Genomic DNA, 12270 nt, shown 5'->3' on the forward strand with positions numbered 1-12270 from the left:
CAGGCGTAAGCGGCAAACAAAAAAAGAGAGGCGAATGCCTCTCTTTGGTGATGAGTTTTTTACTCATGTCATCTTAGCCGGGGATCACTCAGGGTGCCGAATCCCGTTCTCCGGTCTTAGCCGGTGCTCACCGTCAGTCGCTAGGGTGAGTACAGCTGGCGAACCGGGTTGGGTTCAATGTACTCAATTGCCGCCTGATTTTCTGCCGTGTGGGCTTCCAGTATGGCGAGTCCCTGAGAATCGATAGTGACCACCAGAACCTGATGATCAGCCATGACCTCGGTGATTTCTCCTCCGGCTCGGGTAACCAGCGCTTTCGCACTGGCTTCCTGTGTCGGCAGATATTTCACGTAGAAGCTGCCTGTCCCGTGGCTGTCTTCGGTATTACCCGTGACCACAGGGTGTTGAACCGGCCCCACTTTGATCTGCCCCATCGCTGGGACAGAAACCGGGGCAACTGGTTGTGGCTGCCCGTTTTGCGGCAGGCTCTCATCAGCAGAGCAACTGGCGCTGAGCATTACCATCGAAAGCGGAACGCACAGTGTCGGGATTCGGTGCATCATAGTGATTCCCCTGATTAGTTAAAATGAAGACCCCAGCTGTTCAGGGTGCCAGTGTCACGACGGGCATTATCGTAAACTTTCAACTGCCAGGTGCCGTTGGCTTCTACGCCGCTGAAGTCAGCCTGGTAAGATTGCACGATATTGTTGGTTGAGCCGCCGCTGTTGCTGTGCAGTACCACGTAGTCACCGTTTGGCGCGAGCAGTGTCACATTCAAGTCACCAATGTAAGTGTGTGTGATGTTCAGATCAACGGTCACGACACCGGCATCGCCCTGATGGCTGACAGCCAGCGTGCTGGTGATACCTGTCGTCTGGTTATCAGGAATGCTGACAGACTGGGTATTTTCGTAATCCATACCGGTTCCGGTCTGGCCGCCGTCCGGACCGTTACAGCCTGCATCCAGGTACTCTTTCGCTGCTACCGCATTGATCAGACCATGACCGGTACGGTCATCACGACCGGCAACGTCGATGTCTTTCGCTGTGGCGCGCAGCGCCTGACGCACCTGCTGGGCTGTACATTGAGGGTGGTAACTCCACACCAGGGCTGCAACACCAGTAACGTGTGGCGTCGCCATGGATGTCCCGTTGTAGTACTCGTAGTCTTCATTGATCGTACTGGAAACTGTCAGCTGCTGGCCTGCCTGGTTCGCCAGTTCGAGACCCAGCGCGCGGTCTACCGAAACGGAGATCATGTTGTAGCTGTCGTAGCGATCAACCAGGAATGGGTTCTGCAAGCCTGCCAGCTCATTGTTACTGTATACGACAGCGGCTGATGCGCCGGCGTTGTAACAGGCGGCAACGGCATCAACTTCCGGATAGACGCCAGAGCTCTGGTTACCGATACGTTCGGTCAGACAGATCTTGCCCGTCATATCGCCACAGTTGAAATTGCCATTGCTGGTGTCACACACGGCCAGCGGTGCTGTCACACTGCCCGGAACCGGTTCTGGGACAAATGAGCCGCCACGGTTAACCAGGCGGTTATGTGGCACAATGCCGCGGTCGAAAAGGCTTTGACCGTTCAGAGTGATATTCGCCAGACGGCCTTCACCCAGTGTGACCGTCGACAGAATGGCTTCACCCGGTGCCGCGATTTCAACCTGGTTTGTGGCCTGAGAGAAGTCAGCGTGATGCTCCTGGTTATCCACGGCGGCAACAGACACGACAGAATCGTATGAAGCCGGGTAGCTGTGTGCGGTATTGCCATCGTTACCCGCTGCTGCAATCAGCAGGACGCCGTTGTTGTAATGGTTGGCCAGTGCATTTTCTTCGGTGCGGCTCGACTGGCTGCCCCCGAGGCTCATGTTGATCACGTTAGCGCCATTGTTCACACAGGTGTCGATGGCTTTCACCAGCCCTGATGAATACCCCCAGCCAGATTCATTGAACACTTTCACGATGTGCAGGTTCACGTTCTGGTTAGGCATTACCCCCACCACGCCTTCATTGTTAGAAATGGCGGCAATCGTGCCCGCAACGTGCGTACCGTGTGCGTTGTTGTTGCCCGGTACTGACCAGCTGCCGGTACCGCTGTCGTTGGTACCGTTCACTCTGTTGCCGCTCAGGTCGTTATGCGCCAGATCGTAACCCGAATCGATAATACAGACGGTACGGTTACCGGTCATTGAATCATCCAGTTGCGTCGCGCCGACAAACGTCTGGCCCCAAGGCAGGGTTTCACTCAGCAGGTAACGAGGTGGATCGACTTCGACGTATTCCACATCCGGATTGTTGCGTAGTTCGGCCACTGACTGAGAATCCAGTTCGGCACTGTACGCGGGATGAGAACCAATCTTTTCAATGCCTTTGGCTTTATGGCGTGTCAGTAGTGCTTCGCCCGCAACCCGAGGACCGGAAAAGAGTGAGCGGAAACTGAATAATCCCGTCTCAGGCTGATCTTTGAATTTGACAATGTATTTCACCGGCATTTCCGGTTTGCTAAAATTCGCCAGTTCATCCGCCTGTGCCGCCGTACTCATACTGACAGCCATCGCCACTGCTGATAGTGAACATCCCAGCCAACCTAGGGTGTGTGTCCTTTGCATGTGATTTTATCCTTTTTTGTTGAATATATTTTTCATTTTATAAATGTGTGTTTGTTGCTCGGATAGCGAAATAGTGCTCGCTAAGCAACGGCTTACATATAGTTCAGAGGCGAACGAAAATGGAGTAAGTTTATAAAATATGTTCAAATCTTGGCGATAAGGTCAAATTATCAACTGGATAGGTAAACATTGAAAATGAGAATTAATCTCTTTTGTTGTAATTCGAAAGAAGTTTATGCTGTGAAAATTATGTCTTTTAATTGACTTTTTATGCGGTGTTGGGCGCGATAAGGAATATTATGCAGCGATGTATTCATCTGCCGGGGGATGGCACATAGGTAAGGTGTAAAAAGGTATAAAAAAACCAGCCGGTTGAACCGGCTGGCTTAAAGGTCGTTGGGGGCGGCGTAATGCCACTCCGGGGTCTGTTGGCCAGCCGCTTTACTGCTGACCGTAACGCGTTATCCGCCCCAGCTCCCAGAAGAGCGGCTACTGCTACTCCAGCTGGATTTTGCGGCGACAGTTGAGCCAAAGCCACCACGGGAAATTGTACGGGTAACCGTGGGTTTTGGTTTCATATGGTCGCGGCTGACGATTACCTTGGACTTTTTATAACGGCTATTGCCGTAGTCATAACCGTCTGCCGTCGTCCAGCGGTTGTAGAAAGTGCTGCCCGGGTAGTAGGACGAGAACATGGGTTGTGAGTAATACCCGCGGTCCCGGTCCATCATTCGGCCAAACATGAACCCTGCCATTGCAGGCATAAACCAGTTGTTGCTCTGGGACTGCACGCAGGCATTGGCCCCAAATTCTGATTCACAGTCATACCGGCTGTTGTATTTCGGCGCAGTGCGGGCGGCTTCGTCCAGTGCATTCTGGTAGGCCGCTTTACACTCTTGGGTATAACTCGGATTGTCACTTTCACAATCTTTCAGCGTTTCGTAGATGGTTGCTTCCTGGCCGTTGTCACTGCAGCCTGACAGTGCGAAGCTGGCAAAAGCGACGGTAACCGGCACGGCACTGGCTGGACGCCAGTTTTTGCGCATACTGGCCAGTACGACATTTTTACTGCGTTTCATGTCAGCCCCCTTAGTAGGTCATGCACGCTGCATTGAGCAGACCGACTGAAACCGATGTTGCCGCCATCATGATACCGGCCGGAATTTCACCCGCTTCGATACGTTCAACGATACGTGGCATGAAGCCAAAGCGCAGAATCCAGAAAGCCAGCATTTGTGCCAGCAGTGCCACAATACCCCATAGCGCAAAGTCGATGAGACCCACGGAGTTACTGGCAGCACCAGCAATAGCCAGACAGTAGCCGATGATCGAACCTGACAGACCAATCGCCGCCGCGATGTTCTGTTCTTCTTTTACCAGTTTCCATTCGTCATGCGGGGTGAAGCGAACATAGACGAATTTAAACAGCAGCAAGAACACCAGAGACAGTGAAAAATACAGCAGAAATGAGCCAAGGCCAGCAAGAGATTGAGCAATTACTTCCATGTGGATTCCATTTGGTTAAGTTGATTAAGTGGTGTCATTGAAAAATTATCCGATTAATCGGAAGTCGGTCGGAGACAAGTCGAAACCGGTGCTCAGCGCGAGGCAACGTTCAGCCTGATTGCGGTAGATTTTCTCTTCTCCGGCAACCATCAGGGATTCAAACTGCCCGTCACCGGTGTCCCGCTCGTAGACCATTACAAATTGATCGGTTTCCGAGACAGTACCGTTTTCCAGCCAGGTTTTTTCCGTCATGGCCACCGGGCGGGTATTTTCCCACACTTTGTCAAAACGATGGCCTTCCAGCTCCCAGTGCGACTGGACAATCTGGTTATCCAGCATCGACTGCCACTGGGACGGCGAATCAATCGGGCGAGATTCATAGAAGTAATACAGTTTCACTTCACTGATATCAGCCTCGCTATCACCATGCGTCAGCACCTGAATGAAGCCGTCGTCATCGGTGTAGTAGCGCAACAGCCGGGTTTGTGCATCCAGCCGGACTTCCCCAACCGCCTTGATCAGCTGAGTGCGCGAGGCACCTTCGATAATGAGTTGAGGCTCAATCAGCTTGAGCTTGAGATCATCCAGTTCGAAAGCGCCACCCAGGCGAAGTCCCATGATCTCCGGACTAGGGTCCGGTTGGGCTTCAGGGGCTTTTTTCTTTTTAAACCAGTCAAACATAACGACTCCGGTCGGTCATGAACTCGCTGTAATGCGAGACCAGTTGAAATGCTCAACCCGCTCGTCAGCGATATAAAAGATTTTTGCACCTGGAGGTACAGAAATATCCAGTGACGGATTCAGCGCCACACCCTGACCACTGTCCACGGCGATAAGAATCGCGTCGTAATCGGTTTTAAAGATGCCGAACAGGGCACCCACGGTAGTGGCAGGCTCGTTCTCGGGATAGTGAACGGAATACTGCGTCATTCCCTTGTGGGTGCTGAGCAGCTCATGATGCAGTTCACTGGATCCCGGATCGATTGCCGATTTTGCCAGCATCTCGACTGCCACAGACGGAATGCACTCCGCATTCGGACAGTGGTGTTTCAGCAGCACGCTGAGCGATTCGTCGTTGAAATAAGCCAGCAGATGCGCCTGCGGATTGCGGTTGGCACAGAATAAGGCGGCCGACAGAGTGATGTCGTCTTCCGGGTTATCGATCAGAATGCAACTGGCGGTGTCAACGCCGGCACGCGCCATGCCATCGCTGTCGGTAAAGCTTGGCACACGGACAAACTCGATTTCACCCGGCAGCGGGTTTTCAATATCGGCACGTACACACAAGACAATCGCTCGGTGGCCTTTCTCTTCGTATTGCAGCATTTTTATCAGGTGCAGGGTGCGCTGCTCGTTCCACCCCAGCAGCAGAATGTGGTTATTCACCGTTACTTTCCTTCTGCCTAACTGGCCTTGTTTCCAATATTCAATGAGGACACTGGCTACTCGACCGAGAGTCAGAGCAAACAGGCCCAAGCCGCCTGGTATCACAACCAGCATGACAATCCATTTTCCGGCCGTTGTCGACGGAGACATGTCACCGTAACCGACTGTGGACGCTGTGACGACCAAATAGTACAGGTAATCGGTTACAGGCGAGACAAGCGCCTGCTCACCGGCAAGGGTGAGCAGGAGATAACTGACTACGGTGTAGCCAAGGATCATCAGCAGGAGGTTTCGACCACTCAGGGCGTGAAACTGGGACGCAGCCCAGCGACGGAACACAAGCCACAGAGACATTGTTCCTCCTTAATGGTCTGTTACTGGCCGAGGATACGTTTCAGCTCGTCTTCCGCAGAGGCCGATTTGCCTGAAGTAATCCCCGCATCAGCCAGCTTCTTGTCCAGGCTGCTGCCTGACTGGGCTTCGGCCATTTCTGCCGCGGCTTCTAACTGGGCGGCTTTCTCTGCCTGACGCTGTTTGATGCGTTCCAGTGATTCGACTGCCGTGTGCATTTTGGTGTTAGCACCGACATTGGTGGCTGAAACAGCAGACTGAGCTTTTTGCACGGCTTCGTTGGCTTTCACCACATCAACCTGTTGCTCAAGCTGACGCAATTTGTCTTTTGCCTGGCTGATGTTAGAGCGCATTTTCTGTTCAGAGGCGACAAATTGATCCAGGTAAATTTGTTCAGCTTGCTGTTCATTACGCAGGTTTGCAACCTTCTGGGCACATTCCAGCGCCAGATCCTGCTGGCCTTTTTCCATGGCAGAACGGGCATGGCCTTCGTATTCTTCAATACCTTTGCTGAAGTTGTCGACCTTTTGCTGAGACAACTTACGTTTGGCCACGATGCCGACTAATGCTTCATCAGAGCGGCGCAGCTCGTTTTTCGCTTCACGAATTTCCTGATCCAGAATTCGCAGTGCCTGACTGTCTGCGACCGCTTCGGCTGTTTCGTTGACACCGCCTTTGAGGGCTGTGAACAGTTTTTTCCAAACGCTCATTATGCGATCTCCTGCAAGTGATCCTGATAAAGTTCAATGAAAGCTTCGACGTTGCGGAACAAGGTCGCCACTTCAATCACCACACTTTCGGCTTTTGACTGTGAAGACAAAGAACCAAATGCGACGTAATAGCTGGTGTGATCAATCTCGTTAATCCCGATGGTCGAGAGTGGGAACAGCTTGTGAGTACGCAGGATCTCTTCGTTCAAAGCCGCAACGTCTTTGACCTGATGCTGGGCAAACAGTAGGACTTCAACCAGAATCTGTTCACCGGCAATGGCCAGAAACGCTTCAATGTTGTCTTCGTTGCGGATAATCAGAGTTTGCTCGTTGGCTTCAACCTGCCATCCTTCGTGTTCACTCAGGAGAGTATGAAGCTCAGATAATTGCCATGTCATATTCGATACCTATCCTTTATGGCTTTGTGTCTGTTTGGAATAAAAAACAGATTTCATATTATGAAGTGTGACGGTCTAATTACCATAGTGTGCTATGCATTTGTTGCGATTTTTGTGAGGTAATAAAGAGAACGTAACTTTACTGACTGTAATTCCGGACGTGAGTTCCGAGGCAATTGGAATCGAAGGGGTGTCCTGTGTATGTTTTTTCACCTTCACCTTCACCTTCACCTTCACCTTCACCTTCACCATCACCAAAACAGGGCAAGCTTGCTCAACTTTGGTGAGCAGGGATCCACCAATCGCACTTCTATCCCGCCTCGTTGGCCTCATTTCCCCTCGACTTGAAGCGCTTGCTGCTGGTACGTAACTGTTTTCGACAACAGATGGGTGCTGGTGGCAGCAGCGCTGGGAGGACGGTGAGAATGCCTGATGGCCTCTTAATAGCGGATGTTGGCTTGAATCATGCATTGTCAATCAGGCGAATGAAACATTAGCTTTAACCATGTCTTTCGTTTAGCCAGTCCATCGTATAGCGATGTCATGCGTTCAGTAATGAAGTCATTTGCATAAAGTACATACAATCTCAGGTTATGATTTTCAGGCAATGCGGCCACGCCCTTTACGGGGTGTGGCTTTTTTTTGCTTGTTGGTTGCGTCAAAGGAGTGGTTATGAGCGGGAAGAACATGGAACAGGTAACGCCGCTAACGATTCAGTCTGTCTGTCCCTATTGCGGGGTCGGCTGCGGGGTTAACATCGACGTGGATCAGGGGAGATTACGCGGTGCTGCCGGGTGTACCGAGATCCGTGGGAATGATAATCACCCGGCAAATCAGGGGGCATTATGCGTAAAAGGGGCCACCCTGAAAGAGAGTCTGTCACTACCTAACCGTTTGCTGTATCCGAGGTTGCGTCAGCAGGCAAATGTCCACAACATCAGTTGGGATCAGGCCATCAGTACCATTGCCGAAAAGCTGACTTCGACCATTGCCGAACATGGCCCGGATAGCGTCGCGATGTATGTTTCCGGGCAATTGCTGACGGAAGATTACTACGTGGCCAACAAGCTGATGAAAGGCTTTGTCGGTTCAGCCAATATTGACACCAATTCCCGCCTCTGTATGTCCTCTGCGGTTGCGGCGCACCAGCGTGCGTTTGGCGAAGATCTGGTACCGGTTCATTACGATGATATTACGAAAGCGTCGTTGATCGTGATTGTCGGCGCGAATACGGCCTGGACCCATCCAGTGCTGTTTCGCCGGATTCAGCAGGCAAGGGAACGCAACCCGGCGCTGCGCCTGGTTGTGATTGATCCAAGACGGACCATTACCGCTAGGCAGGCTGATTTGCACCTGCCTATTGCTAATGATGGCGATGTCTTGTTGTTTAACGGCTTGTTGCGTTACCTGCATGAACAAAACCAGCTGGATACGACGTTCATTGCTCAGCATTGTGAAGGTATGGCGGCGCTGGAGCAGGAGATTAGCCGCGAAGTGTATCAGCTCACGGCGGCGGCCGATGCGCTGGGAATCACCCGCGATACCCTGGAGGCTTTTTATCGGTTGTTTCGGGATAACCCCAACACGCTGACACTGTTCTGTCAGGGCGTGAACCAGTCTGCCTCGGGGACGGATAAAGCCAATGCGATCATTAACTGCCATCTGGCAACGGGGCGGATCGGCAAGCCCGGCACCGGACCGTTTTCGCTGACCGGGCAGCCCAATGCGATGGGGGGGCGAGAGGTCGGCGGGCTAGCCAATCAGCTGGCAGTGCACCGTGGTTTTGACCCGGATTCGGTGGCGGCGGTGCAGACATTCTGGCAGGCGCCGAACATGGCGGAGCGTCCCGGTCTGAAAGCGGTCGATCTGTTTGATGCCATGTATGACGGGCGTATCAAGTTTGTCTGGGTCATCGCAACCAATCCGGTGGTCTCGCTGCCGGACAGCCGAAAAGTGGTGGAGGCTCTGCAGCGCTGCGACTGTGTGGTGGTTTCTGATATTTCACCGGATGCTGACACTGCGGCGTATGCGGACATTTTGCTGCCGGCGGCGGGCTGGGGGGAGAAAGAAGGGATGGTGACAAATTCTGAGCGCATGCTGACCCGCCAGCGGGCATTTTTGCCCGCACCGGGACAGGCTCGCCCGGACTGGTGGGCAATCTGTGAAGTGGCCAAGAGGGCGGGGTTCAGAGGGTTTGATTTTCCCGGCGTTTCCGCCATTTTCCGTGAATTTGCGGCACTGAGTGGCATCAACCGTGACACTTCGTTGCAGTTTGACCTCTCCGAACTGGCGACACTGAGCGATGACGATTATGCCCGCTGGCAGCCACAACGCTGGCCGTTGGGCCGGAAGTGTCATTTGTTCAGTGATGGGCAGTTTCCGACGCAAAGCGGTCGTGCCAACTTGGTGGCAGTGCGGTCTGACGTCCCACCTGTATCTGTTGAGGGGGCTGCGCATGCTACATCGGTTTTTGGCCGCATTATCAGCAATAGCCGCGATGTCAGCACCAGCAGTAATGGTAATAACGTTGGCTCGGAGGGTTGGTGGCTCAATACCGGGCGGCAGCGGGATCAATGGCATACCATGACTCGTACCGGCCATATTGCCCGGCTGGCTGAGAATGAATTTGAGCCCACGGTGTACATGCATCCGCTGAGCGCCCGCCAGTATTCTCTCGATGCCGGACAGCTGGTTCAACTGAACCTGAACGACAGCTCGGTGCTCGCTAAGCTGGCCTATGACGAGGGTTTGTCAGCGCGGCAACTGTATATGTCAATGCACTGGGCTGGTGATTTCGGCTTTGCCAGCCGGGTTAACCAACTGGTGCCACCGGTCGTGGATGTGGTATCCGGCCAACCGGCATTTAAGTCGGCACAGATCAGCCTGTCAGTACCTGAAGTGGCCAGTTATGGCTTGTGGATTGGCGAGCAACCACCGCCATTTGAAACGGATTTCCTCAGTTTTCAGACCGGCTTCAGCGCTAACATCTGGCGCTTCGCCTGTCGCTCGCCATTGACCAAAGCGAGCCTGTATGCCGGTTCGCACCACCGTAACCCTTATTCTCACGCCAGCTCGCATCAGATACTGATACTGGACGGACTTGGGCAAAGTGTCAGTAATCTTGCTGAACCGGCGAGTGAGACAAATCCACCATGCTTAAACAGCCCGGCGAACAAGCAGACGAGTGACAGGAGCTGGGCTGCCTTGTTACTGGCAGAGCAGACACTGAACGCTCTGTGTCTGGTTAGCGCCCGACCGCTGACGGCTGAGCCGCAAGCGTATGCCGCCCTGTTCGATAAAGCGTTTTCGGTGAGTGCATTTCTGACGCTGGCTGCGGCCGGGCAGGCGCCAGCACAGTTGGTGTGCAGCTGTTTTCGGGTTACCGACCGGCAGATTCAGCAGGCTGTCAGCCGGGAGGGTATCGCCAGTCTGAACGGGCTGCAGGCGAAACTTAAATGTGGATCCAATTGCGGCGCGTGCCTGAGTGAAGTCAAGGCACTGCTCAAACAGGCACTGGATAATCAGCCATTATCAGAATCGGAAGGAGAGAAGTCATGAGCATGGAAAGCAAGCCTCTCGGGGATAATATTGTCGCTACCGTGACAATGCTGGAAGCCAGCCCGGCAATCACGGCTGACTCGTTACAAAGTGTGCCCGGCCAAGGGCGGCATTTAGATCCAATGGTCAGTTTGGTCGGTGCCGGTCCCGGCGATCCTGAGCTGCTAACCCTGAAAGCCTATCAGGCCATCCGAAAGGCGGATGTGCTGGTGTATGACCGGCTGGTCAGTGATGAGATTCTGGCAATGGCAAATCCGGCTGCAGAACGGGTGTATGTCGGCAAGCGTTGCGGACAACCAAGTTTGAAGCAGACGGCGATTAATCAGATTCTGATCGATAAAGCCCGCAGCGGACGGTATGTGGTGCGGCTGAAAGGCGGTGATCCGCTGATTTTTGGCCGTGGCGGCGAAGAAGGGCTGGCGTTGTCCGCCGCAGGGATCAGGTTTGAATTCATCCCCGGGATCACGGCCGCTATCGGCTGTGCTGCGTCCGCATCCATTCCGCTGACACATCGGGAAGTTTCCCGCTCGGTCACGCTGGTTACCGGTCATGTGGTGTCCGGCGCATTGCCTGCCTGGGCTCAGCTGATTGGTGCCGGGCAGACCATCGTGTTCTATATGGGGCTGGAGCAGGCCAAGGAGATCCAGAGCGGTCTGACGCTGGGAGGGCTGCCGGGCAGCACCCCGTTGGCCGTGGTGGTGAAAGGCAGTACTCCGGACGAGCAGGTGCATGTGTCGTCATTGGGCAATCTCACCAAACTGGGGCAACAGCTGAAGGGGATATCTCCGGCGTTGCTGATTGTGGGTGACGTTGTCTCCTTGCGAGAAAGCTTAAATCAATCAGTTACGTTAGCGAAACAACACCAGCTTACCCCTAAAGAGGTGTTTTTTGCCTCAGTATGAGGAAGTGGCGAACTGCTTGCTTAGATCTCTGTGAAGGCCAAGAGTCAGGGCCGACAGGATAAGTGGTGGTTCATGGCGAAGTCTGAAGTGAAACATATACTGGTGTGCAGTGATTGCACCCGGGAGCAGGCCAGACTGACCGGTAAACTGGCCGTGGAGTACGACAATGTGATCGGTTGCCGGTTTAGCCAGTTGCCGACGCTGCTCACCCAGCTGCCGCACAGTGTGTTGGTGCTCAGCTGGTCACGGGCGGATGCGGAACTGCGACTGCTGGTTGAAGAGGCGGGAGAGCAACGCTGGCCGCTGGTGGTGATGGTACGCAAGCTGGATCATCACGACATAGATCGGCTTCCTCGGCCAAATGGCTACGTGTTACTGCCTGGCGACTCGGCAACGGCGCTGAGTGTTTGGGTGGAGCGGGCCATGCAGGTCAGAGCCGTACAATGTCAGCTGGTCAAAGAGCTGGCAACCGTCACCCGGCGGCTGGAAGATCGGCGACGGGTAGAGCAGGCCAAGGGACTGTTGATGAAATTACAGGGGCTGGATGAGGCCGAGGCGTATCAGCTGTTACGCCGAACCGCGATGGAAAACAATCAAAGTCTGGGTCAGATCGCGCAAAATATTTTGGTGGCCCTCGGTCAACAATAGTAAGCCGAAGGGTTCCTGAGTGGCACACGCGCAGGCTGGGAATATTAAAACTGACTGGCAAAACATGACCGGTAAACGCAGTTTTTCAGGCTGCCCCCGTTTCAGCTAGGCATCATTTCAGTCAGGCAACACACAATTCAAACACATTAAGCGACGCCGCTTCCCCCGCTGGGGAAGCGGCGTTTTTGTTTGAAGTGACG

At 53.7% G+C, this 12270-nt stretch carries 11 protein-coding genes; 3 read left to right on the forward strand and 8 right to left on the reverse strand.

Annotated features, from left to right (window positions below; translation table 11 throughout):
- Window positions 1-140 precede the first annotated feature (140 nt).
- The 8 genes from PGW97_RS16550 to PGW97_RS16585 all read right to left on the reverse strand — a co-directional run bounded on the left by PGW97_RS16550 (window position 141) and on the right by PGW97_RS16585 (window position 6962).
- Entirely contained in the window at window positions 141-563 is a 423-nt protein-coding gene (locus tag PGW97_RS16550; RefSeq protein WP_273860161.1) for a S8 family serine peptidase, read from the reverse strand.
- Between the two features lie 14 nt (window positions 564-577).
- Complete coding sequence (locus PGW97_RS16555; protein ID WP_273860162.1) at window positions 578-2611, reverse strand: S8 family serine peptidase; 2034 nt, start codon at window positions 2609-2611, stop codon at window positions 578-580.
- A gap of 461 nt (window positions 2612-3072) precedes the next feature.
- Window positions 3073-3690 carry a DUF1190 family protein gene (locus PGW97_RS16560; RefSeq protein ID WP_047884905.1) on the reverse strand — a complete coding sequence of 206 codons (618 nt, stop codon included), beginning with the start codon at window positions 3688-3690 and terminating at the stop codon, window positions 3073-3075.
- Between the two features lie 10 nt (window positions 3691-3700).
- Window positions 3701-4117 (reverse strand): DUF350 domain-containing protein, encoded by a 417-nt coding sequence (locus PGW97_RS16565; RefSeq protein WP_047884904.1) that lies wholly within the window; start codon window positions 4115-4117, stop codon window positions 3701-3703.
- A 45-nt stretch (window positions 4118-4162) separates the two neighbouring features.
- On the reverse strand, window positions 4163-4798 hold the full coding sequence (locus tag PGW97_RS16570; protein ID WP_047884903.1) for a YjfK family protein: 636 nt from the start codon (window positions 4796-4798) through the stop codon (window positions 4163-4165).
- Window positions 4799-4813: 15 nt separating this feature from the next.
- A complete protein-coding gene (locus PGW97_RS16575) occupies window positions 4814-5857 on the reverse strand; it encodes a potassium channel family protein (protein WP_047884902.1) in 1044 nt (347 codons plus the stop codon).
- Window positions 5858-5877: 20 nt separating this feature from the next.
- Window positions 5878-6564 carry a PspA/IM30 family protein gene (locus PGW97_RS16580; RefSeq protein WP_273860163.1) on the reverse strand — a complete coding sequence of 229 codons (687 nt, stop codon included), beginning with the start codon at window positions 6562-6564 and terminating at the stop codon, window positions 5878-5880.
- Window positions 6564-6962 (reverse strand): DUF2170 family protein, encoded by a 399-nt coding sequence (locus PGW97_RS16585; RefSeq protein WP_047884900.1) that lies wholly within the window; start codon window positions 6960-6962, stop codon window positions 6564-6566. The genes PGW97_RS16580 and PGW97_RS16585 overlap by 1 nt, the downstream gene beginning before the upstream one ends.
- A 672-nt stretch (window positions 6963-7634) precedes the next feature.
- Here PGW97_RS16585 and PGW97_RS16590 point away from each other — a divergent pair.
- The 3 genes from PGW97_RS16590 (at window position 7635) to PGW97_RS16600 (ending at window position 12070) form a co-directional block, all read left to right on the forward strand.
- Complete coding sequence (locus PGW97_RS16590; RefSeq protein WP_273860164.1) at window positions 7635-10520, forward strand: nitrate reductase; 2886 nt, start codon at window positions 7635-7637, stop codon at window positions 10518-10520.
- 122 nt (window positions 10521-10642) lie between these two features.
- On the forward strand, window positions 10643-11422 hold the full coding sequence (cobA, locus tag PGW97_RS16595; RefSeq protein WP_273860660.1) for a uroporphyrinogen-III C-methyltransferase: 780 nt from the start codon (window positions 10643-10645) through the stop codon (window positions 11420-11422).
- A gap of 72 nt (window positions 11423-11494) precedes the next feature.
- Window positions 11495-12070: an ANTAR domain-containing response regulator gene (locus tag PGW97_RS16600; protein WP_273860165.1), complete on the forward strand. Its 576-nt coding sequence runs from the start codon at window positions 11495-11497 to the stop codon at window positions 12068-12070.
- The last annotated feature ends 200 nt before the right edge of the window (window positions 12071-12270 follow it).

The organism is Photobacterium sp. GSS17 (assembly GCF_028621875.1).
Classification (GTDB): Bacteria; Pseudomonadota; Gammaproteobacteria; order Enterobacterales; family Vibrionaceae; genus Photobacterium; species Photobacterium ganghwense.

Bases quoted from the DNA above. Each gene is read 5' to 3' on its own strand.
- PGW97_RS16550 (WP_273860161.1), bottom strand. From the start codon at position 563: ATGATGCACCGAATCCCGACACTGTGCGTTCCGCTTTCGATGGTAATG.
- PGW97_RS16555 (WP_273860162.1), bottom strand. From the start codon at position 2,611: ATGCAAAGGACACACACCCTAGGTTGGCTGGGATGTTCACTATCAGCA.
- PGW97_RS16560 (WP_047884905.1), bottom strand. From the start codon at position 3,690: ATGAAACGCAGTAAAAATGTCGTACTGGCCAGTATGCGCAAAAACTGG.
- PGW97_RS16565 (WP_047884904.1), bottom strand. From the start codon at position 4,117: ATGGAAGTAATTGCTCAATCTCTTGCTGGCCTTGGCTCATTTCTGCTG.
- PGW97_RS16570 (WP_047884903.1), bottom strand. From the start codon at position 4,798: ATGTTTGACTGGTTTAAAAAGAAAAAAGCCCCTGAAGCCCAACCGGAC.
- PGW97_RS16575 (WP_047884902.1), bottom strand. From the start codon at position 5,857: ATGTCTCTGTGGCTTGTGTTCCGTCGCTGGGCTGCGTCCCAGTTTCAC.
- PGW97_RS16580 (WP_273860163.1), bottom strand. From the start codon at position 6,564: ATGAGCGTTTGGAAAAAACTGTTCACAGCCCTCAAAGGCGGTGTCAAC.
- PGW97_RS16585 (WP_047884900.1), bottom strand. From the start codon at position 6,962: ATGACATGGCAATTATCTGAGCTTCATACTCTCCTGAGTGAACACGAA.
- PGW97_RS16590 (WP_273860164.1), top strand. From the start codon at position 7,635: ATGAGCGGGAAGAACATGGAACAGGTAACGCCGCTAACGATTCAGTCT.
- cobA (WP_273860660.1), top strand. From the start codon at position 10,643: ATGGTCAGTTTGGTCGGTGCCGGTCCCGGCGATCCTGAGCTGCTAACC.
- PGW97_RS16600 (WP_273860165.1), top strand. From the start codon at position 11,495: ATGGCGAAGTCTGAAGTGAAACATATACTGGTGTGCAGTGATTGCACC.